The 21,287-nt window shown below is 37.3% G+C and carries 19 protein-coding genes; 10 read left to right on the top strand and 9 right to left on the bottom strand.

From position 1 onward, the window contains the following. Positions 1-7 precede the first annotated feature (7 nt). A complete protein-coding gene (locus ACP6PM_RS04215) occupies positions 8-1,615 on the top strand; it encodes a CHAT domain-containing protein (RefSeq protein ID WP_426582128.1) in 1,608 nt (535 codons plus the stop codon). A gap of 12 nt (positions 1,616-1,627) precedes the next feature. Then, on the top strand, positions 1,628-6,838 hold the full coding sequence (locus ACP6PM_RS04220) for an nSTAND1 domain-containing NTPase (protein ID WP_426582130.1): 5,211 nt from the start codon (positions 1,628-1,630) through the stop codon (positions 6,836-6,838). A gap of 233 nt (positions 6,839-7,071) precedes the next feature. Here the strand turns inward: ACP6PM_RS04220 and ACP6PM_RS04225 are convergent, their stop codons facing one another. The 6 genes from ACP6PM_RS04225 to ACP6PM_RS04250 form a co-directional block, all read right to left on the bottom strand. Then, positions 7,072-7,560 (bottom strand): hypothetical protein, encoded by a 489-nt coding sequence (locus ACP6PM_RS04225; RefSeq protein ID WP_426582132.1) that lies wholly within the window; start codon positions 7,558-7,560, stop codon positions 7,072-7,074. Positions 7,561-7,602: 42 nt separating this feature from the next. Beyond that, positions 7,603-7,959 (bottom strand): helix-turn-helix domain-containing protein, encoded by a 357-nt coding sequence (locus ACP6PM_RS04230; protein ID WP_426582134.1) that lies wholly within the window; start codon positions 7,957-7,959, stop codon positions 7,603-7,605. Positions 7,960-8,031: 72 nt separating this feature from the next. Then, a complete protein-coding gene (locus tag ACP6PM_RS04235; RefSeq protein ID WP_426582136.1) occupies positions 8,032-8,652 on the bottom strand; it encodes a C39 family peptidase in 621 nt (206 codons plus the stop codon). Positions 8,653-8,730: 78 nt separating this feature from the next. After that, positions 8,731-10,371, bottom strand: a complete 1,641-nt coding sequence (locus ACP6PM_RS04240; RefSeq protein ID WP_426582138.1) for a hypothetical protein — start codon at positions 10,369-10,371, stop codon at positions 8,731-8,733. Positions 10,372-10,385: 14 nt separating this feature from the next. Beyond that, on the bottom strand, positions 10,386-10,541 hold the full coding sequence (locus ACP6PM_RS04245) for a hypothetical protein (protein WP_426582140.1): 156 nt from the start codon (positions 10,539-10,541) through the stop codon (positions 10,386-10,388). Positions 10,542-10,836: 295 nt separating this feature from the next. Then, entirely contained in the window at positions 10,837-13,962 is a 3,126-nt protein-coding gene (locus ACP6PM_RS04250) for a hypothetical protein (protein ID WP_426582142.1), read from the bottom strand. 102 nt (positions 13,963-14,064) lie between these two features. Between ACP6PM_RS04250 and ACP6PM_RS04255 the strand changes: the two genes are divergently transcribed. The 7 genes from ACP6PM_RS04255 to ACP6PM_RS04285 all read left to right on the top strand — a co-directional run bounded on the left by ACP6PM_RS04255 (position 14,065) and on the right by ACP6PM_RS04285 (position 18,847). Further along, positions 14,065-14,643, top strand: coding sequence for a hypothetical protein (locus ACP6PM_RS04255; RefSeq protein ID WP_426582144.1), 579 nt, complete (start codon positions 14,065-14,067; stop codon positions 14,641-14,643). A 230-nt stretch (positions 14,644-14,873) separates the two neighbouring features. Further along, complete coding sequence (locus ACP6PM_RS04260) at positions 14,874-15,023, top strand: hypothetical protein (protein WP_426582146.1); 150 nt, start codon at positions 14,874-14,876, stop codon at positions 15,021-15,023. A gap of 15 nt (positions 15,024-15,038) precedes the next feature. After that, on the top strand, positions 15,039-15,638 hold the full coding sequence (locus tag ACP6PM_RS04265; RefSeq protein WP_426582148.1) for a hypothetical protein: 600 nt from the start codon (positions 15,039-15,041) through the stop codon (positions 15,636-15,638). 237 nt (positions 15,639-15,875) lie between these two features. Then, the gene (locus ACP6PM_RS04270; protein ID WP_426582150.1) at positions 15,876-16,466 is read left to right on the top strand and encodes a hypothetical protein; all 591 of its coding nucleotides are present in this window, start codon (positions 15,876-15,878) and stop codon (positions 16,464-16,466) included. A gap of 10 nt (positions 16,467-16,476) precedes the next feature. Beyond that, on the top strand, positions 16,477-17,103 hold the full coding sequence (locus ACP6PM_RS04275) for a hypothetical protein (RefSeq protein WP_426582152.1): 627 nt from the start codon (positions 16,477-16,479) through the stop codon (positions 17,101-17,103). A gap of 5 nt (positions 17,104-17,108) precedes the next feature. Continuing rightward, positions 17,109-17,735 carry a hypothetical protein gene (locus tag ACP6PM_RS04280; RefSeq protein WP_426582154.1) on the top strand — a complete coding sequence of 209 codons (627 nt, stop codon included), beginning with the start codon at positions 17,109-17,111 and terminating at the stop codon, positions 17,733-17,735. 212 nt (positions 17,736-17,947) lie between these two features. After that, positions 17,948-18,847 (top strand): hypothetical protein, encoded by a 900-nt coding sequence (locus ACP6PM_RS04285; protein ID WP_426582156.1) that lies wholly within the window; start codon positions 17,948-17,950, stop codon positions 18,845-18,847. Here ACP6PM_RS04285 and ACP6PM_RS04290 read toward each other — a convergent pair. Beyond that, positions 18,844-19,296 (bottom strand): hypothetical protein, encoded by a 453-nt coding sequence (locus tag ACP6PM_RS04290; protein WP_426582158.1) that lies wholly within the window; start codon positions 19,294-19,296, stop codon positions 18,844-18,846. The two genes, ACP6PM_RS04285 and ACP6PM_RS04290, sit on opposite strands and share 4 nt — an antisense overlap. A gap of 113 nt (positions 19,297-19,409) precedes the next feature. On the opposite strand from ACP6PM_RS04290, the gene ACP6PM_RS04295 reads away from it, so the two are divergent. Continuing rightward, positions 19,410-19,826, top strand: coding sequence for a RusA family crossover junction endodeoxyribonuclease (locus tag ACP6PM_RS04295; protein ID WP_426582160.1), 417 nt, complete (start codon positions 19,410-19,412; stop codon positions 19,824-19,826). Here the strand turns inward: ACP6PM_RS04295 and ACP6PM_RS04300 are convergent. Continuing rightward, entirely contained in the window at positions 19,811-20,704 is an 894-nt protein-coding gene (locus ACP6PM_RS04300) for a 3'-5' exonuclease family protein (protein ID WP_426582162.1), read from the bottom strand. The two genes, ACP6PM_RS04295 and ACP6PM_RS04300, sit on opposite strands and share 16 nt — an antisense overlap. 39 nt (positions 20,705-20,743) lie before the next feature. After that, on the bottom strand, positions 20,744-21,287 hold a 544-nt coding region (locus ACP6PM_RS04305; protein WP_426582164.1), incomplete at its 5' end, for a hypothetical protein.

A 21,287-nucleotide genomic window follows, 5' to 3' on the forward strand; every position in this document is an offset into this window, starting at 1 on the left:
AGGAAAAATGAAAACTATTTTAGTTCTAAAAGCTAATCCAAAAACAACAAAATCCTTAGCACTTGACCGTGAAGTACGAGAAATTAGAGAAGCTTTAAAACTATCTGCAAATCATCAACAATTCTTTTTAGAAAATCGAGGGGCAGTTAGAATTAAAGACTTACAAATAACGTTACTAGAAATTCAACCTCAAATTGTTCATTTTTGCGGTCATGGAGCAGGAGAATCTGGACTTGTCCTGGAAACTGATGATGGAGAAGAACAGACTGTTGATGCTGATGCTTTAGCTAATTTATTTAAACTGTTTAATCATCATATTGAATGTGTTTTACTAAACGCTTGCCATTCAGAAGTTCAAGCTAAAGCCATTGTAGAACATATTAATTATGTTATTGGTATGGAACGGGATGTATTAGATGAAGCAGCGATCGCTTTTGCTCATGGTTTTTATACAGCACTTGGAGGAGGAAAAGATATCGAACAAGCTTTTGATTTTGGTCAGAATGCTATTCAATTAGAAATGTCAGATACGATTCAGCATTTTGTCAAACAACGAAAATTTATCCACTACATTTCACCAGAAGAAGTTAAAGAGGCTAAGATAGCTCTCCATTTAATCCCAATTAAGCACAAAAAAACAATTATGAATCCCATCCAAGATACCTCTCCACCTCCTGCTTTTTATTCTTCCCATACTTGTGTTGATTCCTTCGTTGGTCATTCAGACTGGGTGCGTTCTCTTGCTTTTAGTTCCGATAGTAAACTCTTAATCAGTAGTAGTAACGATAAAACTGTCAGAGTTTGGGATGTGGAAACTAGACAGTTAAAACACCTGTTAATTGGTCATAATAAGCGAGTAAAAGCCATTGGAATTAGCCCCGATGGACAACACATTATCAGTGGAGCAGTAAATAGTAAAATTAAACTCTGGGAAACTGCCAAACTATCTCAAAAACAGACAAGCGAATGTGACAAAACCCTTTCAATATCTTCTACAGAGTTAACCTTATTTAATTCCTTACCGATCGATCCTGATAGTAAACTATTTGCCACAGGCAATGGTAACGGCAAAATTAAACTGTGGGAGGTAGAAACCGGAAAATGGAAGGATACTTTTCAAGGTCACTCTAGTAGTGTTTTTGCCCTTGTCTTTAGTGGCGATGGTCAAACCTTAGTCAGTGGTAGTTACGAGAAAAACATCAAAATTTGGGGTATCAATGGAGATTTCACTCAACTGCGTCATCTTATTTCTTATGCTCATTTAAGTTCAATTCTATCTCTTGCCATTAGCCCTGATAACCAAATTCTAGTAAGTGGAGGACAAGATTCTACAATAAAACGATGGAATTTGGCAACTGGGACAAAAACTGATTCCCATCATATTCTTAAAGGTCATGCGGGAAGAGTTTGTTGTGTTGCTATCAGTCCTGATGGTCACAAAATAGCTAGTGCTAGTGGAGATTACACTATTAAAATCTGGGATTTACATACAGGTAAGCTCTTAGAAACTCTTACGGATCATGTAGGGGAAGTTCGCACTGTTGCTTTTAGTCCTGATGGCAAATGGTTAGCAAGCGGTGGAGATGATCTAGAAATAAAATTGTGGGAAATGTAGGAGGATACTTAAATGAAAGAATTTAACCGCAGTTTAGCTGTAACAATAGGTATTAATAATTACAGAAACGGTATTCATCCTCTAGAAACTGCTAAACCCGATGCTGAGGAACTCGCTCGAATTTTAGAACAAGACTATCACTATAATCAAGTAACTTTAATCACGGATGATACTCAGATAAAACCCACTCGCGAGAATCTCTTCACCCTACTTAAAACCACCCTTCCTCAACAAAATCTTACCGAAAGCGATCGCCTATTATTCTACTTTGCTGGACATGGAATTGCCCGCCCTAGTGAAGAAGAAACAGAAGATGGGCCACAAGGTTTTCTGGTTCCTGCTGATGCTCATTCTGATAAGTCAGATTCTCTAATTCCCATGAGAGATATCTATCAATATCTAGCCAAACTTCGCTGTCGTCATTTATTAGTAATTCTCGATTGTTGTTTTGCTGGTGCATTTCGTTGGGCGAGTACCCGTAAGTTTATTTATACCCCTAAAAAAGCAACTAAAGCTCATTATCAACGTTTTACAAAATTTCCAGCTTGGGAAGTTATTACCTCATCAGCATACAATCAAGAAGCTTTAGATTTTCTCAATAACCGCAGAATTGAACAGACAAAATCAGAAAAACATTCTCCTTTTGCACAGGCATTATTTCAGGGATTAAAAGGAGAAGCAGACTTGAATCAAGATGGTGCAATTATTGCCCCAGAATTATATATTTATCTCAGAGATTATGTAGAGAAAAACTCCAAAGAAAAACAAACTCCAGGGTTTTTCCCTCTACAAAAACATGACAGAGGAGAATATATTTTCCAGATTCCTGGTAAAGACTTAAATTTAGCAGAAACACCAGAATTAAATCCAGATAATAACCCCTATCGAGGTTTAAAAGCTTACGATGAAGAACACGCTCATTTCTTTTTTGGTCGTCAAAAACTAAGCCAAGAATTATTTAAAATTGTCTCTCAATCCGAACGCCAATTAACAACAGTAGTTGGTATTTCCGGTTCGGGAAAATCTAGTTTAGTCAAAGCAGGTTTAATTCCCAATTTAAGAAATATTGATATTAGATTAATTTATACTTATTGGTTAACATTATTTGTGTTAAAAGGTTATCCTCATTTTCCAATTCAATTTTTACCGATTAATTATATTCCTAACCCTTTCTACATCAGATTAATTTCTGCTTGCTTGCTAAGTCTGGCAATTTTAGAAGTATTTCCCTATTTTACTCTCAAATATTTACCAATTTATTATACTTATCAATGGCAAATCCTGGAAATTATCCGACCAGGTGCAATTCCTTTTCCAGAGTTATTTCGTACCTTTGCACCCTTAATAACTGAAGATATTTCTATTGAAAAATTTAAAGATAATCCTCAGAAGTTAGTTGAGTTAATAAACGAATGGGGTAAAAATAATCCCCAATGTAAATTATTATTAGTTATCGACCAATTTGAGGAATTAATTACCCAAGCACCTAAAGAAGTTTCTAATCAGGAAAGCCAAAATAAAAATCGGTTAAATAAAATCAAAAGTAAACTATTTGGCAAACAAAAAGAAACTAAATCTACATCGACAGAAATTCAACCAGAATGGCAACAATTCCTTGTTTTTTTAGTAAAAATTATTCAAAACTCTCCTCAATTAAATATTGTCGTTACTTTACGCTCAGATTTTGAACCAAGGTTTGCTGAATCAGTTCTGAGACCTCACTGGAATCGTTTTATTGTCCGCCCGATGCGTCCAGATGAGTTAAGAGAAGTTGTGGAATCACCAGCGACGGAAATGGCTTTATATTTTGAACCGGCTAATTTGGTAGATCGTTTAGTTGATGAAGTGAATCAAACACCCGGAGCTTTACCCTTATTATCATTTACCCTCAGTGAGTTATATATCAAATTATATGAGGAATGGCAAAGTGGAATCAAAAGCGATCGCTCTTTAACAGTCGATCGGGAATTTGATCGGCAAGGTGGGGTAGCAGGTTCATTAACCCGAAGAGCAAATGAAGAATATGAGAATTTACCCGATGATGCTCATAGAACTACCATGCGTCGGTTAATGTTAAGAATGGTAGAAATTGAAGGACAGGAAGCATTAAAAAGACGGGTTTTAAAATCTGAGTTAATTTATCCTAGCAATGAAGAAAATGAACGAGTTAAAACAGTTTTGAAATCTTTAGATGATGCTCGTTTAATTGTGACTGGAAAGGATAGAGGAACAGGAGAACCTTATTATGAACCTGCCCATGATTTTTTAGTTAGGGGTTGGGATAAGTTACAAATTTGGATTCGGCAAGAACAGGAAAACTTGACATTACAAAGGCTATTAACCCCAGCAGCAATGGAGTGGAATCATATAGAACAAAATCCTCATAAAGTTGAACCTTTGTTTAATTTCTGGAATATGGTACTTGACTTCACTTATGCCTCTATTAACTCTATTCCGACTCTATTTAACAAATTTCGATGGTGGAATTCAGAGGAGGAAAACCAGAAAAGTCAGAAAAAGTCAAGATTTCTTTGGGATACTAACCCCCGTTTAAATCTATTAGAGGAGGTACTTAATTCTAATAACAACTGGTTGAGTCAGACGGAAACTGATTTTGTTGAAAGTAGTATTAAGCGGAATCATAGGAAAAGAGCTACAAGCTGGAATATTACTTTTGGAGTAATCTTTCTATTAAGTACATTTTCAATTATGACTCTAATTGGTCAAAGAGATGCTTTAATTGGGCAGGTTAATGCTTTGGCAGAATCCTCAGAATCTTCCTGGACTTCAAATCGAGAGTTAGAAGCATTATTAGCAGCTTTACAAGCAGGAAAAAACCTCAAGCATCCACTAATTCAAGTATTTCAGCCGAATAGCAATCTCTATAATCAATTACACAATCGAGTTTTAGAAATTTTATATAAAGTTATTTATCAGACAAACGAATTTAATCGCTTAGAAGGACATGAGCAACATATAAATGAAATCCAATTTAGTCCCGATGGTAAATACTTAGTTACTGCTTCAGAAGATCGTACAGCTCGCTTGTGGGATTTACAGGGTGAACAAAAACGCGAACTAAACCATCAATACCCAGTAATAATGGTGAGGTTTAGTCCTAAAGGTAAATTTATAGCTACGGTTTCACAGATTGATATTATTCGTCTATGGGATTTAGAAGGTAATCAGTTAGCAGAATTTCAGTCTCAAAGGGATGTTTCTGATATTGAATTTAGCCTAAGAGGAGAATCTATTGCTATTGCTTCCCGTGACGGCATTAGTTTATGGAATTTACAAAGTGATTTGGCTGCTCGAAAAATAGTAAAATTGCCGTACAAAAGCACAAATGATTTTGTCAAATATGTAGAATTTAGCCCAGATGGTAAACTTCTTGTGATTAATGATTTAGATCGCGACACTATTATTTTATGGGATTTGGAAAAATCAAAGGCAATAAAGTCAATTGAGGGCGATAATGTAATATTTAGTCCCAAGGAAAATATCATAGCAACCTCAAATAACAACATTGTTAGTTTACGGGATTTGCAAGGTGAAGAGTTAGTACAATTATCTCATCAAGACTTAGTTGAGGAAATAGATTTTAGTCCTGATGGTAGATTTCTGGCTACAGTCTCTAGTGAGAAGATTGTTCAATTATGGGATTTACAGGAGCGAGAAAATTTAGAGACTCAAGAACCAGTTGTACTAACTCATACGAGTAAGGTTGAGATTGTCAGATTTAGCTCTAGTAGTTCACTTATTTCTACGGCATCAAATAACGGGACAGTTGGGACAGTGTACTTGTGGAATTTGCAAGGCAAGCAATTAGATAAATTCGTACATAGAGATGAAGTTCTTGATATTGATTTTAGCCTTGATGGTAGATTTATTGCTACCGCTATAGGTAACGGCACTACACACTTTTGGAACTTAAAAAGCCAGGAATTAAAACGATTAAATCATCAAGATTTCGAGGTGAAATTAAGTTCTGACTTTCAGTTTTTAGCCACTATGTCTTGGAAACGTTCAGTTCACTTGTGGAAGTGGGAAAATCAAGAATTAAGAGAATTACCTCATCCAGAGAACGTTATGAGTATTAAGTTCAGTCCTGATGGAAAGCTCCTGGCTACCAAGTCATGGGATGATATAGTTCGCATCTGGAATTTACAAGGCCAGAAATGGCAACTCAAGCATCAAGCATCGGTCAATAAATTTGAGTTTAGTCCTGATGGAAAACTATTGATTACAGCATCTAGCGATAAAGTAGTTCGTATCTGGAACTTACAGGATATGGACAATTTAGAAAATCAAACTCCACTAAAATTGCATCATCCCGACGATATAAATGATTTCAGATTTAGCTCTGATAGTAAATTATTGGCTACTACTGCAAACGATCGTAAAGCACGGGTATGGAATTTGCATAGTCCAGAGTTCCCAAAATTAGAGTTAGAGCATAAAAATGAAGTATCGGAAGTAAGATTTAGCTTGGATAACCAATTTCTGATCACGATAGATGGCCGCAGAGATGATCGGACAAAAGTTCACTTGTGGAATTTAGAAAATCAGGAACCGCAGGAAGATTTATTAGACTTATATCTGGGTTATGTTGCATGGTTACATCTTAGATTTAGTCCAGATAGTCGATTTCTGGCTATTGTTTCTAGCAACTCAAATGATGGTTTTGTTCATTTGTGGAATTTGCCAGACCAAAAACTTTTATCAAAAATCCCTCAACAGTCTTTTGATACAATAGAAAATATTAGGTTCAGTCCTAATAGTAATTTATTCGTTGCGTTTACCGTCAGCAAGACGGCTCAGTTATGGAATTTAGAAGGGAATAAACAAGCTCATTTACCACATTTAGATCGTGTTAACGATGCACAGTTTAGTCCAGATGGTAGTTTTGTAGCTACTGCCTCAGAGGATAGTATGGTTTATCTATGGAATTTGCAGGGTCAAAAAATAACGCAATTACAACACCAAGCTGCAGTTAAAAAAGTGAGATTTAGCCAACATGGTGAGTTTCTATTTACCGTTTCAGATGATGGTACTGTTTGGCAATGGCAGATGGGAGAATTGGATCGAATACTATCAATGGGTTGCGAACGAATAAGTAACTATCTCAAGAATAATATTAGAGTTAAGGACAATTATCCTCAGCTTTGCGATCGCACACCCTCAAGCAACATCTTCAAAAGATTAACAAAACTATTACGATAAAAAGCCTCTGAAATAAATTTTCCCCTAAAAGAACTGTTAATCTTCATATCAACACATAACAAATAGGGAAAATTTATAGGGACTTCATTTAACTGGTAGTTCTATATAGTAATGGTGAATGAAACGCTCAGTGTACCATTGCTGAAAACATTACAATGCACCACTACCAAAAAATCAACCTTAATTTGGATACAAGTCTATATGATGGCTTTAAAACTATCTGTGAAGAAAGTTTACTCGAACAAGCTGAGTTGCTTGTATTGCAACCAATGGGGTAAAGTTACATTCTCAAATATTGGATAAACTATAGCTTCCACACCTCTCACAGCTTTACTAGCAGCAAGTGTACCCCATGTACCACTGCCTCCACCACTCCAAGGAGATTTAGGAGTGCAATTATTAGGACAAGGTTTATTCGGAAAACCCACTGCAATATCTCCAGCAGACAATGAGTTTACCATCCGCTGAGAACGTTCGGCATAAGCCCAATTTCTTGTTCTGATATCTGCTTGTAATTCCTGCTTTACATTGAGCCTTAGATAATGGCAATTGTTGCTCTGTGCCAATTCTCCTAGCATAGTATCAACTCCAGGAGCATCTCCCAATACCCATAGACAGTTTTCTCCAAAATTCTCAGGAAGATACCTTTTAGCAACTTCCCAAACCTTATCTCTCTGTGGTACTGTCAATTTTCTCGGACCAGTAAATAATATCCTTCGCATAGTTATCCTCAAAAACACCAAACTCTGAGGCGATAGCCACTTTCAAAGAAGGTATTTCATGTTTACCTGTGCTATGATTTCTTCTGCAAATCTAGGATTTTCTGCCATTTCTCTAATAAGGTGTGTCATTTCTGGGTATTTTTTTACCAGAAAAATGTAATCATCGTAGGTTTCTTTAGGTATTCTGTTATTGAGAGTTGTCAATAATTCCTCACTTACTTTCAGTGACTTTGACAACCTTTTTACTAATTGATCGCTTGGAAAATAATATGCAGTACCTTTCTCAATCTTGCATAGGTATGAAGGGCTAATTCCTAGATTATTTGCTAGCTCTCTTTGAGATAAATTCATCTTTTCTCGGAGCATTTTTATTTCTGCTCCAAGTTTTTCTAGGCTCATTGACAATAATTGATGATTAATTCAATTGCTATTACAATGATACCTTAGTTAATAGTAAAGGTAGACATTAGGCTATAAACCTACTGAATGTATCCACATATTTTCAATAGCCATCAGTTCTGAATGGTTAATAGTTTGATACCAAACCTTTGCCTCCCCACTACTCCAACTTCCACAAGCTGCACCAATAAGCCATTTACTGTATATCAAGTTTTCTCCTCTGTGGGGTTCAGTGGAATTATTGATATCGTAGTACCATCCATTAGCTATCAAGTCACCATAAGGATCATGTACTACAAAATGACCTTTTTCTGTATGCCCTTTAATAACTATGATATGCCCTGGATCAGTAAAGAAGCCATGAATAATAACTGGTCTGCCTTCATCTAGAGACTTATAAATATCGTGAGTACCAGCGTTAATATTTAGCCTATCAGTTAACCCATAACTTTCTATCAAGCTTTTTATCCCTTGGGGAGAAAACCTGTTCCATCCTGTTACCAAAGCTTTATTGTACAATTGATCTTCTAACTGAGCTTCGCTGCCATCTCCTGCAATACCAAATTTTTTTAAGCACATTGCAGTACAAGTAATGTTGCAAGCACTGTAAGGTTCGTACTTGTTATTAGTCTGTGATAAGTAAGGCACTTCTATATTTACCTTGATGTCATCTGCTGTTCTTGAAACTGACATAATTGACTTCCTGTGATATTATTTAATTGTTTAGAAGTCTCACAATCATTTGTCCTTCATCCTTTGAGGGACAATTTTTTATTCATACCTACCACTGTCATCATTCGGTTCTGCATACCACATATACTTAGCTGTAGACGGTGCATCGGGTACATAGTAAACTTCTCTCTGCGCCATCATCTGCAAATATATTCTCCTAATCTCATCCTCCTCCTCGATGATGGAGTCAGCTACAAAGTCATACCCCCAAATAGGTTCATTCTCCATTGAATAAATAATCCCAAACTCTTCAGGCCAATTACCATCAGTTTCCAACCGCATAGCTTGAATATCCTTAACCCATTCCTTCTCTTCAGTAACTAACACCGCCTTGTGAATGCTATAGGTGTCATCAACATTAGTATTGTTCCTGCAATAGACATAGGCTAAACAAATCAACCCTTGTTCCTTCTCCTTTTCCTTCTGCTTAGTAGGCGAGTCTCCCCAAATTAACCCTGGTATCAAACAACTAATCATAATAGTTGCTCCTACCATAACCATCGGGTTCCATGCTGCCGCCTTCCATATTAACGACGGTGCTGCACTGTTACCTCCTACTGTGAGTCCTCCGGCAGTTGGTATCGCCACCTTAAGAATCTCTGGTGCTATCTTTTGCCCAATAAACTGTGCTGCTGAATAGCTCAAAACCTGGTTAATGCCAAGATTATTAGTAATAATCATATCAGCATTAGCTACCTTCAATGATATTTCCATATTAGGGTCATTAATCACAGTCTCCAAATTATTTGCTGCCTGCTCAATCTCATCTTTACTACCTCTTAATAACTCCTTTAACCATTCCTTTGCTGTTGGTAATTCGGCTGGCACATCCTCAGTTAAAACTTGCCTCAGAAAATCTAATCTGTAATTAATTCCTGCTTTTATATCTTCCAATATTGGCATAGGAGAATTAAATATTATATCTCTACTCATCCTCAATTTAGTATCAAATATCCCTGTCAAGCCTGGTAATTCTCTCAATAATTTTTCTGGCAATGAAGTTGCATCATAATCATCATCAATATCTGGAACTAACGTAGGCTGAAAATAATCTGATTCCGATAAGTTATCCCCATTCATCCTATTCACCAAATCTGGATTTTCTTGAAAGTATATTGCAGCGTCTAATACTCCCCTTTCCGAATAGGGAAAACCAAATAATTTCATCACTACTGAACTAGATAACATTGATAGTGGAATTACCATATCTGTAGGAGTAGGAGTCATTGTACTTAATATCCCACTCATTAGCTTTTGTATCCATTCTGGAAAGTCCCAACTAGGTTCAGCATCTATCTCTAATCGTTCTGATACTGCTGGTAATCTCAATCTCAAACTAGCGAAATCTTTCCAATTTTTCTTAATAACATCGTTCCACATCCCTAGTAAATTTTTCTTAGCCCCAACATCAGGATATTTAGCAGAATTAAAATGTCTATTACAGTTCCTTACCGACTCACAAGAAAGTCTAGAAATAATAGATGTATATTGATTAAAATCTAACCTTTCTGTTACCTCCCTGAGAAACTCTCTATAGAATTTAGCACCGTAAGGCTTGTACTTATTCATGTACATTCTATGCTTGTGGTTGAGGGTGAAAAAATCATCAGTTCCACCTCCTAAAGTTTGGTTAATAAAAATGCTTAGGGGAAATCTATTATTATTAGTCCAACTACCCATAATCAAATAACTATTTAAATAACTATTTCAATTTCATTTACAGAAAAACGACCACCAAATGTAGTAATAATTGCAATAGGTTTATCATTTTCGTATATAATTTTTGCTACCTCATGTAAGCAGCCCTTTTTGTCTACAATTAGCTGTCCAATACAAAAATTTTTGTTCATAGTTTATTTTAGAGACAATGTATCAGGGAACATATTTAGCGTTAGTACGGTTTGGTACTTATAATTGGGATGCAACCCCAGATAATCATCATTATATAAGAGTTTGAGCATCTTTACTTTTTCCCGATGCGACCCCAGAAATTAAGCAACTTACCCCGGTTTTACGGAATGCTAATTAGCGTTTCTTGTCAAAGCTATAAATTTTGTGGCAAAATTTTAAAATCGTTCTTTTCGTCCTAATAATTGGTGATATATTATTCATAGTTAATATTAGTAATGGCTAAATAAATAACACCTAAAAATTATCTAAAGGCCAATCTTCAGGGCGAATATAATACCATAAAATAGTAGCTTGAGTGGTTCTGTATTTATTTTTTGGTTCATCCCTAAAAAACTCAATTTTCCATGAATAAATTTTAGCCGCACAAAGTTCACCGGGTTCTGGCAAGTTAACTTCACCCCTACCAACATCACCAAATATAGTCCAGTCTCTTTCAGGACTAGACCTAATCATAATGGTAGCTGGAGCTTCTCTACCGTCTGTGTACATCTGAACAACATTGCATAAGTGCCGTTTATTCTCTGGAAATTTCTCATATAACTTTTGACTTGGATAGTACAACTGGTAAGGGTTGCCTTCCTTTGTTGCCTTAATAGCATGAACCTTATTAGCTCCCTTGATGGGAACCGCATCGTAGTCACCCCAAGCTAATGGAGCCAACCTAGAATGCTGCACCCCGTAAACCGTCAGAGTATTCATTCTCCCAGTCCTGGTGTAAGTGGCAATTTCCTCAGCGAATAGCAGAAAAACAAGCCCTGCGGTAGTTTCCTCTCTAGCTCTTGCATGGTGACTAGCGTGCCAAAAAGCTGCTGCCCAATCATACTTAGTCAATAATCTGTAGTTGGTATTATTGGGACCCATAATATCCCAGTCAATATTGTCAGCTATAAACGTGACTGATTGTTCGTCAAATGCTTGCTTGAAAAACTTCTGATAATTCCCAGGTAGCTGATTAAATGGTATATCCCACAAAGTAGTGACATTTAATTTTTCCTTGAGGCGATCTATATTCTGCTTAGTCACTTCCAACCTTTTATCTATCCGCCTACGATAATCTCTAGCTTCCTCCCTAATATTGCGCATCTGCTTAATGCGCTCCTTCTTAAATTCTTCAATTGCTTCCTGAGCCTCACTTCCCTCGCTTCCTACCCAATAAGTGTTGTCCTCTCCTAAATTAGCAGCCTTCGCCATTGTTGCTCCGTACCATCTGTTAATAGATTGTGCCCAATCTAGCATGAACTCATCATAAGGTTGTGGCCTGTCTCTGTGGTTAGGGAACAAGTTCTCAAAATCTCCAACGTGTTTTTTGTTAATATCATAAGGTTGCCATACTTCATTCACTGCTGCTATCATCTTTGATACAGTGTCCGTGGCTTGGCTTCCATCCTCATGGGTAGTAGGAATAGGGGCGGTCTTATATATCCAATCTTTTTTGTATGCCCTATCTACTAGCCATGGAGCTTGTTTAGTCCCTGTGAATATAGCATTTCTACAAGCTGTAATCCCTCGTTTATGGGTATGGATATTGTTCTTGAGTCTGTCTACCTCATTTTGCATGGCCTGTGAGAGAAATGCTATTACAGTCATCTCTCTACTACCGCCTGTATACTCCCCAGTTCGGTAGTTAAAATTATCAATATTCACCTTTTTATGGATAGTACCGTTAGCTTTGGCATTTTGGATTAAATTGCTAATTACTCCAGTTTGGTTGTCCATAGACCTAATAGCAACTATCTCTATTTCTCCAGGAATAGCCTCTTTACCTAATTTCTCTACTTCTGGAGGAGTGCCATAAATTGTCTCAAAGTTTTTAGTTTCCCAAGTAATATTCTCATCATCATACTCAATTCCATCGTACTCTCTCTCCTTAGCTTGATACCAGTCTCCATCTGTGTCTCCTTGAAACCTCTCCAGCATTAGGTGTTGATCCATCCAAATTGCTCCTTTAATATTCTTGGTTGCTCCTAACTGATGATCGTCAGCATTGTCAATAATGTTATTGAGAATGTTAATGTATCCATAGTGCAATATAGGATTCCTAAACAATAAATGTTCTCCTGCTGAAACATCTTTAGCCATAAAGTTGTTCCCTGTCATCGGAATTGGCTGGCCTAACAGGGATACAAATTCTACAGCTCCAGCAATGGCTAATCTCTTCCATCTCTTGGCTAATCTATCTGTCATTCTTCCTACTACCCAAGGATGCCTTAGTAAAAATCCAGCCTTATCTGAGCTGAGAATTGTAACTAATGGATCTTCAAACTGTTCATCTGCACCAGCTTCAGCTCCTTCACCATCCTCTATATCCTCCTCTTCTCCAAGACTTCCAGAGAAATCAAAGTCCAGTTTGTTGCGATATTCATTTCCTAATATTTCTGCCATTGCCTTGGGTGAGTCAAAAGCTTCCACTAACGCCTGACATTCTGTTAGGGTACGAGGTATAATATCTGCTTCTACAGCATCCCAACTGTACCAAGCCCATAGCATCTGAGAACCTTTTGCTACTCTTTGTTCTCCTAGAGCCACTGTGCCAACGAATATTATTTCTGTGAACACTTCACCGCTGCTAGGTTTCTTACCTTTAAATCCAGATAAGGGTAATAGCAAATCATATCCTTGGGCTTCTGCAACTGTAAATGCGCTATCATCGGGGTCTAATACTTTTGGCAGTCCTCCTTTAACTGTGGTGACTGTACCCTTCCAACAATATTGGTTGGGAATGCCAACTCTGATTTGGATTGGTTTTTTCTCAGTTGCCCAACTATCATCAACTCCTTCAGTCAACTCCTGAGCAAGTTCAGCACTAATCTTGCCATGACTATCACCGGGATAATTAGCTAGTGCTTCTTCTGGAATAGTAGGGACAATAATATCTCTATCCTTTTCCTCATCAATAATTACTACTCTTATCTTGCGTGATATTAGTTTTTTGCACTCTGTAAGTAAAATTGAGCCGTAGTTAATCCGGTTCATAGCTGCATCACCAAAGTAAAGTTTGCCTAACTCCGCATCTGTAAATACATAGTGGCCATGAGTTCTAGAACTTCCAGCTAAATCTAGCTTCAACTTAATAGATCCTGACTCTGACGGTAGCTCAATCCCGTTTTTCATTGCTACAGAATATTTTGAGATAAATGCTTCATCTGGAGATTTGTTTGGTGGAATTGCTCCTACTGCACAATTCACATTGGGGTGCATTGCTCCCAATAAGTTCCTTCTATAAATAATTGACTCAAAACCATCATCTCCGATTCTCCAATCTCCTGTTCTAAAATCATAAATCGGCATATTTGTCTGATATATGTCAAATCCAGTTATTCCAAACCTTTTAGTTCTAGATTCCAAAGGTTTTTTAGCCATAGGTTAAAAATTATCCTAAATACTATTGACACTTCTTATTTTCTTGATATATGATTAAATCGTCAAATAAAAAAGTGAAACCCTCTGTAGGGGGTGATAAGAATGTCAACTGTAAAAGAAAAGTTCCAAGAAGCTGGAGCTAAGTTTGGGTTCAGTGTCACTCAGATTGGAGCAGTTTTTGAAGAAGCGACAAACCTGATTGTCGAAGGGATGAAATCGCTGGAAACTCAAGAATGGCCTGGTTTGGGTGCGCTAGTAACCGAACATAAGCCAGAAACAGAAAGGAAAATTGGCGGTCTGCCAAGAAAGATTCCTGAAAAAATTGAAGCCAGGTTCCGAATTGACAACAAGCTTAAAAAAGTTTTAGTAGATCAAGTTACTGAACTTCCAGAAAGTTCCAAACTTGGAGGAGAAAAATCTTCTCCATCTACTGCTACAGCTCCAATTCCAGTACCTACAGTGCAAAGCAAAATTTGGTATTTTGCGATTGACGGCACAAGCTACGGCCCGATGACAATAGCAAAACTTGTTGCTAGTCCTGCTTTTGACATAGACAAAGCTCAAGTTTTTAATGAAGAGTGGGGAACTAAGTCGTGGCAACGTGCCTGTGATGTAGCAGCAGTTATGAAGGAGTTTGAAAAGCAGAAAGATGAAAAGCTTCCACCTATTCCCATGAATTAAAAGCTTTATCAGTTATCAGTTAGCCTCCTTTCCTGCGGAATGCTACGCAAACGGAGGAGTTGCCTCTTGCAGAGGAGCTATCCTACGGAATGCTCTGCATTCATGTCGGCTCTTAGCCGAAACGCTTTTCATGTCGCGTAGCGTTTTTCATGTCGGCTCTTAGCCGAAACACGGGTTGTGCGGAACGCTAAACGCTAATGCTAACAGTTATCAGTTTTTCTGCAAGGTAAATGCCTGAACAAGAAGTAACAGAAAGATTCGTAGCTGTTCGTAAAACTCAGAAGGAGAAGGAGCAGCTATGGAAACAATTACAGGAGGTCATCGCCCAACGCTTGGCAGAACGTGACACTCCAGATGAACCCATAGATATTGATTTCTAATATAAGAGGTAAATTATGCCATTATCCACAGCAACACTAACCGCAGTATCCGGTAGATTTGGAAGTGATTTCTCTTCCTTACCATCAGCATCATTCTTAGCTGGTTTAGGTCTATCTGGCACCGAGCAAGCACACAAATTATTTGTTCGTTTGTGCCAGTTTTTAATTCTAGAAGCTGAGAACCAAGATTACGCAGCAGTAGACGCCCGCAACCCTCGCGCAGTTTCTCTTGATAACGACGGTCTAATGGGTGAAATCAGTATTAGGTTGTACGTTCAAGATGTTAATTTGAACCAAATTGTTACTGGTGTTGACCTGAGCAATGCCAATGGTTTGTTTGGTTTAGCTTCCTATGACTTAACTGGAAATACTAACCCCCTAATTACTGGCACAGCTTTAGCTACTAACTACACTGTTCCTTTAGGGCAGGTACTTTTAGATTGGGCGCGTGTTTTGAATAGCTATGATTCAGATCCTGCTATGGACAGCTATAGTCAGAAGGTGCGTATTAGTACCGCTGAAGGTTCTGACGGTCCACGAACAAGCATTCGGATTGAATTTCCTGTTACTGGTCAGCTAGTTTTCCAAGCTGAAGATTTGGTAGATTTTTCTTAGTACATAATTCTGGCGGCTCTTGCTGCCAGGTTGTCTATTCTTTACCATCTATCTCTTGCTATATGATGGTTCCAGATTTCAGCCAACTATTACTGCTATTGCTAGAATCACTTTGGAGCCGAATTTTGCAACTGCTTTTTTGTATGGGGTTATTTTTAATAATAATAATCTGCTTCTACATCAAGAGCATAAAAGGATACTAGCAAATGCCTCTTTATTCTAATGCCAGCTTGAACTATGCCAATTACAACACAACAATTGTTAGCAGAATTAGCTAACTCCTCAATGCCATCTAGCAGTATTGCCAACAACTTTAATATTAGTGGTTATGAGAATAATATATTTCTCAAAGACTGGTGTATGTTGGTCAATGGCTTATTTTTAATTAATCGCGAGTTTTACAGAAACTACGAGCTTGCCTATAACGAGCCTAGACCAGCACCTTATAATTTTAGTTCCCCTACATCCAATTCGGCAATTTACACAGCTAGAATTGACCTATACATGGACGATTTCAACACAATAACCAACAGTCAGAGAGACAGTTTTCAACCTTTTAATGGAGTAACCGCACAAGCTTTGGATATGAATAGTTACACAAGCTTGTTTGGTTCCAACTTTGCTCAGTGCCCTTGGTTAGTGACGAATTTTGATACAGTTTCTCCAATGCAGTTTGCTTTAGACACTGCAAAAATTATGCAAGAGCTAGATGAACCAGTTACTGTCGCTCTTTCAAACAGAAGCTCTGTTATGCTTGCTACTATCAGGGCAGAAGTAGAGGTAGGAACTCCTCAAGTTCCTCAGTACGAAGATATTTTAGTAGCGTAGGAGGTTAGCTGTGGGAATTTACCAATACGAAGCGAGAACTGTTAGTGTCGTCCCAAAGCTACAGTCACTCGACACAAAGTCTAAAAACCTCCTTAACTCAATAGATTTTTCGTCACACAATACTGAAAGGTTTGTCAAGTCACTTATAAACTTCTGTTCGGCCGCCGTAATAGCTAGTGCCATTCCTACAAGTGAGCCTGATGTAGCTAATTTTGAATCTGTAGAGTACAGTTATAACGTAGGCCGTAAAGCAGGAGCAGATTTGACTGTAAAGTTTTACATCGACCCATATCACACATCTTTAGTATTGGGTAAAGAAATCAATGGTCGGTTAGCTATTGCTGATAATGTGTTTACCTTGCCAGAAGTCACTGCCTATATGACAGATATTAGCTACTTAGCAATTGACTTTACCGGAAGTAGCACTAACCCATTACAGTTTATCTATGACTGTTGTAGAGTGCTGCATGAACGAGCAACGTCGGATAGTAGAAGCTATCCAGATAATGACCCTCAATTCTCGATCAATATTTCCAAGAGAAGGAACGGAGTTTTGTGTGATATCAACTTTAATTACATTCCTTTGAACGCGCCAAACTTACCTTTCTATAGCAAAATTGCTGACAATTACTCATAAAGATAATGAGCTTACTTAACGACGATGCAACCGTAGCAAGAGTAGTCCAATACTTTCAGGATAATACCGTTAACGCTACATCTCGTGATTATTGGACTGGGATAGATATGTCTGTTCATAACGACCAGCCATTTTTTAAGGTTTGGGTAGCATTTTGTTCTATCAGCAAGATGATAAATGATTATTACTATTACAGTTCCGAAAACCCTAGCTATCCTAGACGAACTCCTATTAGATTTGGCTTGAAAACTGCTAATTTAGTAGAAATGACTGTTGGCTTTCAAGTTGAACCCAACAACCCCAATGAAGTTAGTGGCAGTAATGAAAATGGCTACTTGATGTCAAATATGGGTTCTCAATATTACTCTTCTAGTAACAGGAATTACTACACAGATACACCTTATTTTAACAGCTCAAACCCTAGAGCAAATCAACCATTACAGTTAATTTGGGATTCTGCTAGGGTACTGAATACTTTAGCTAAGGCAGGAGCAGCAAATAAAGAATTACCTAATAATGGAGGTTTAGGAGTCAGAATTTTAGAGGGAAGCGAGAAGCTCAATGTGACTATTAGATGCGATGTGCCTATGTTGACTCCCTTGATGCCTTTATGGGCAGACGTAAATAATTAATAATTAATAATTACCTATTCTTATAACAGATAGGATTGGCTAAAAGGAATTTTTTTTCTTCTCTTGGTCGATTGGATATGGCGTTGTGCAGGGCGCTAAACGCCATCCCATCCTACGGGAAACTTCGTTAAAACGACCGTTTTTTCTCCATGAATGGAGAGGCTTTATACCTTAATTTTTCGGTAAACGTTTAAATTTTAAGAAAAACTATTATGGCTGAACTAAGATTCACCCGTGGTTTTGTTATTATCACTAAAACTGGTGATATTGCATTTGAAGTTGAGAAGATTGGCACTAATGCGGATGCTGAAGCTAGAATAACTTTCCGTGGCGCTGACTATTCAGACTATTTTAGGAGGTTGGGAACTGCTGTCAAGTCGATGGACTCTATTGGTCATTTCTATTCTCCAGCTAGAAGACTGTTTTGGGAGAAAGAAGAGGAAGGAATCAAAACCTTCTCTGTTAACGTTAAGAGCAATGAAGTAGCATATCCAAAGACGTTTACTTGTCATCTATCAACCAACAGCAACGGTGTTGAAGAAGGATTGGCTGAATGTTATTGTGTTATTTTGCCCAAAGGTAGCCATGTTAGCGACTTCCTCTCAGATGAAGTAATGATAGGTAGTTTGGCAGAGTATGGCAATATCGATTTTAAGTTCATGGACTGGGCAAGGAATGAATATCCTCCTCAACTGCAACCAACGCTTAATCCTGAGATTAATAAACTACTGTTTCAACCTCTAGGAAATGGAATCTTTTATATTACAGGTAGGTATCGCTCTGTTAATACCCAACAAATTCCAGAGCAAGCATTAATTGACTACAACAATGAGAACGGAACTAGCTTTGATACGAAGACTAGAGAGAAGATGATTTTGCCAATGGTGAACCAAGTGGAGTGGGATATTCCGCTGTTCATTAGTAGTGGAAACATTTGGTATAAAAATGGAAACTTTAATGGTGATTGGTTGAAACCTCTAGCAGGAGTATGGAAAGCTAGGTCTAAAGAAGTTGAACTTAAATACGATGATGGTCGTTACGCAGTTCTGTTTGGTAACGGCCAATTTAGTTGGGACATTGATGTAATTGTTACAGGCTTTACTAAGATTTAAAACAATGGTTCATCTCTGATTAATGTAGTGACAATGTAGTCACCTTTTTGATATGTAGTCACCCTAGCTACTTCATCATATTGAACATTAATATGCTGCCCTATTAAGTGCATAATATATTTGCCTCTGGTAGTAATATGTTCTGGCAAGTCTGGACTCATGTAGCATTGAAAGAGTTTAAAATCAATACAGTTGTCAAATAATAAATCTAAATATTCTCTGATTTCTTTGCCAAAGTTGGGCTGTTGTGCCAAGACAAGAGCTGGTGAATATTGCTGTATCACTGGCTCTCTATCTTCTTTGGGGAATAATTTCCACATCCAACTGTCGTGTCTATCCTTAATATTGCGCATTGTCACCCTTTCTGGTTTATAATCTCCGTACTCCTTATAGATTGTGTTATATACTGCATGGGCGTTTATCACATCTGTTTCGTTCCTCCAAATCATAAACGGCATCTGCATCATATACCCGTTACTAAGTACAATGAAGGAGATGTTCTGCCTTAGCTCATCGTATAAGCTGTTAAGATTTAAAGTTTTTGCTATCATATCTACCCCGAATGGCTTCTATACAAACAATAGTGTATCCTCTTCCACCTACACTTAACAAAATTATTAGCTCTGCCAGGAGAAGTATTTATGCGTCCTCTTCAGAAAAGCGTAAGTGGACTCAGGAACTTGCTTTGATGTCTAGTGCATTGCAGCCTTATGAAGAAAATAAGGTTTGGCTTTGTTTTACCTGGAAAGTATACAACCAAAACCGAGACCCTGATAATATTGCTGCTGCTGCAAAGTATATAATGGATGGACTGGTTGCTGCTGGTGTACTGCCGGATGATTCTTTACGATATATCGGTAGTCCTGTGTTGCATTACTACGATAAAGCAGAAAAATGGGAGGATCGCTGTGAGCTTACTATCAGCACTCATCCTCCCGTTGTCACTTGGCATCAGTTTGACAGTCATTCTTTCAACTGAGGAAATATTTCTTTTACCATTCCCATCAAAGTTGTTGCTGTCTTTGCTTGAGTTCCTGTTTTGTTGAGCTGATAGTAGGCATCTGGAGGGGTACGATATTCTGATTCTGCCATCTTCTTAACTAGCCTTTCAGTCGCTAAACAATCTTCTAAAGCTTGATATCCTCCGTTAAAAGACTGATTTTCCCAACATTTATTTGTATTATCCCATTTATTGCAGTATTCATTGTGCATTAACATTATGCAAATACCAGATGAATAGTTTAACTGGGGAAAGCCATATTTATGTACAGTTCGTTTAAGTATGGTAAAGTTAAGCTGCCTGTTATAGACACATATATGCTTGTGTTTAGTTATTTCCATTATCTTTGGGTAAACTTGAGCAAATGTGGGTTTACCCTCTAGAATATCTTGTGCATTAGAACTAGGTCTAACTAAGGTGTTAATAAAAGTGTTTCCGTCTAGGTCAGTTATAGCAAGCTCAACTATCTCATTTTTAGTATTTAAAGTAGTAGTTTTCATACCTAGAATGACAAATTCTTCCTTGTTTTTGACGATTTTCTTGGCTGATTCTACAGACTCGTTATAGGCTGAATCATAGTCCCATTGATTTATATAGTCTTGCAAGTCAATTATGTAGTTAGATATTAATCTTGCTTCTTCTAAAATTGTTCCTTTTTCTGCTTCTACTGAATCTACTCTGTTTATGTCATATAGCCTAACATTATAAAGTTGAGAGATGCCAACTTGAATAACACCAACTGGTTTGACTGCTTTTAATCCTAACTCTTTTAAGTAACTTGCAGTTAACAAGTTTTTAGGTGGTCGATTGTTTTTCCAGTGGTATTTTTTTAATCCCTCTGTATTTTTTTTAACCATTTTTAGCCCAAATAAACTTAAGTATTTATGCAAACTGATTTAACTTTTTTCTCTAATAAAAATGTACCAAAAAGCAATAGAAACTACAATGGGTATCCACACATCTTGATGTTTTAATTTCTCAACAAATGAAAGGCGTTTTTTATACCTAACAACTTTAGTTTTTTCAGTATTAGTAACAGTATTTTTAGGATTATAAAGACTATCAATACAGCCCAAACCTCCTCCAAATATTATACATTTTTCTTGCTTATCATTCAAATTTTTGATATCAATATTAACGCCATTATTTAGAACCAAAGTAACAGAATTTTTATCTTCATTTAACACAACTGTGTAGGGAGATATTACAGGTTTATTTTTAGTCTCTTGCTTGTCATCTACTTCTGGCTTTTGCTCGGCAGATATTAATTCTTGTTTGTCTGGTTTTTCCAAGTTACTAAATTTGCTTTTTGGAACAGATATAGCTACTGCAACTACAGTAACAATTCCTCCAATTACTAGCAATTTGAACGCAGAGCCAAGGATTGTTTGGAGAACATTATTAACCTTGGAATTATTAGTATTTGGGTCTAAAGTATTT

Source organism: Dapis brunnea BLCC-M229 (assembly GCF_050015995.1).
In the GTDB taxonomy this organism is placed as follows: Bacteria; Cyanobacteriota; Cyanobacteriia; order Cyanobacteriales; family Microcoleaceae; genus Trichodesmium.

What these genes read in the sequence shown, in the direction of transcription:
- ACP6PM_RS04290 (WP_426582158.1), bottom strand. Translation starts at nt 19,296, where the DNA reads ATGATTTGGAGGAACGAAACAGATGTGATAAACGCCCATGCAGTATAT.
- ACP6PM_RS04225 (WP_426582132.1), bottom strand. Translation starts at nt 7,560, where the DNA reads ATGCGAAGGATATTATTTACTGGTCCGAGAAAATTGACAGTACCACAG.
- ACP6PM_RS04220 (WP_426582130.1), top strand. Translation starts at nt 1,628, where the DNA reads ATGAAAGAATTTAACCGCAGTTTAGCTGTAACAATAGGTATTAATAAT.
- ACP6PM_RS04255 (WP_426582144.1), top strand. Translation starts at nt 14,065, where the DNA reads ATGTCAACTGTAAAAGAAAAGTTCCAAGAAGCTGGAGCTAAGTTTGGG.
- ACP6PM_RS04285 (WP_426582156.1), top strand. Translation starts at nt 17,948, where the DNA reads ATGGCTGAACTAAGATTCACCCGTGGTTTTGTTATTATCACTAAAACT.
- ACP6PM_RS04260 (WP_426582146.1), top strand. Translation starts at nt 14,874, where the DNA reads ATGCCTGAACAAGAAGTAACAGAAAGATTCGTAGCTGTTCGTAAAACT.
- ACP6PM_RS04240 (WP_426582138.1), bottom strand. Translation starts at nt 10,371, where the DNA reads ATGGGTAGTTGGACTAATAATAATAGATTTCCCCTAAGCATTTTTATT.
- ACP6PM_RS04265 (WP_426582148.1), top strand. Translation starts at nt 15,039, where the DNA reads ATGCCATTATCCACAGCAACACTAACCGCAGTATCCGGTAGATTTGGA.
- ACP6PM_RS04295 (WP_426582160.1), top strand. Translation starts at nt 19,410, where the DNA reads ATGGCTTCTATACAAACAATAGTGTATCCTCTTCCACCTACACTTAAC.
- ACP6PM_RS04215 (WP_426582128.1), top strand. Translation starts at nt 8, where the DNA reads ATGAAAACTATTTTAGTTCTAAAAGCTAATCCAAAAACAACAAAATCC.
- ACP6PM_RS04270 (WP_426582150.1), top strand. Translation starts at nt 15,876, where the DNA reads ATGCCAATTACAACACAACAATTGTTAGCAGAATTAGCTAACTCCTCA.
- ACP6PM_RS04280 (WP_426582154.1), top strand. Translation starts at nt 17,109, where the DNA reads ATGAGCTTACTTAACGACGATGCAACCGTAGCAAGAGTAGTCCAATAC.
- ACP6PM_RS04300 (WP_426582162.1), bottom strand. Translation starts at nt 20,704, where the DNA reads ATGGTTAAAAAAAATACAGAGGGATTAAAAAAATACCACTGGAAAAAC.
- ACP6PM_RS04245 (WP_426582140.1), bottom strand. Translation starts at nt 10,541, where the DNA reads ATGAACAAAAATTTTTGTATTGGACAGCTAATTGTAGACAAAAAGGGC.
- ACP6PM_RS04250 (WP_426582142.1), bottom strand. Translation starts at nt 13,962, where the DNA reads ATGGCTAAAAAACCTTTGGAATCTAGAACTAAAAGGTTTGGAATAACT.
- ACP6PM_RS04235 (WP_426582136.1), bottom strand. Translation starts at nt 8,652, where the DNA reads ATGTCAGTTTCAAGAACAGCAGATGACATCAAGGTAAATATAGAAGTG.
- ACP6PM_RS04230 (WP_426582134.1), bottom strand. Translation starts at nt 7,959, where the DNA reads ATGAGCCTAGAAAAACTTGGAGCAGAAATAAAAATGCTCCGAGAAAAG.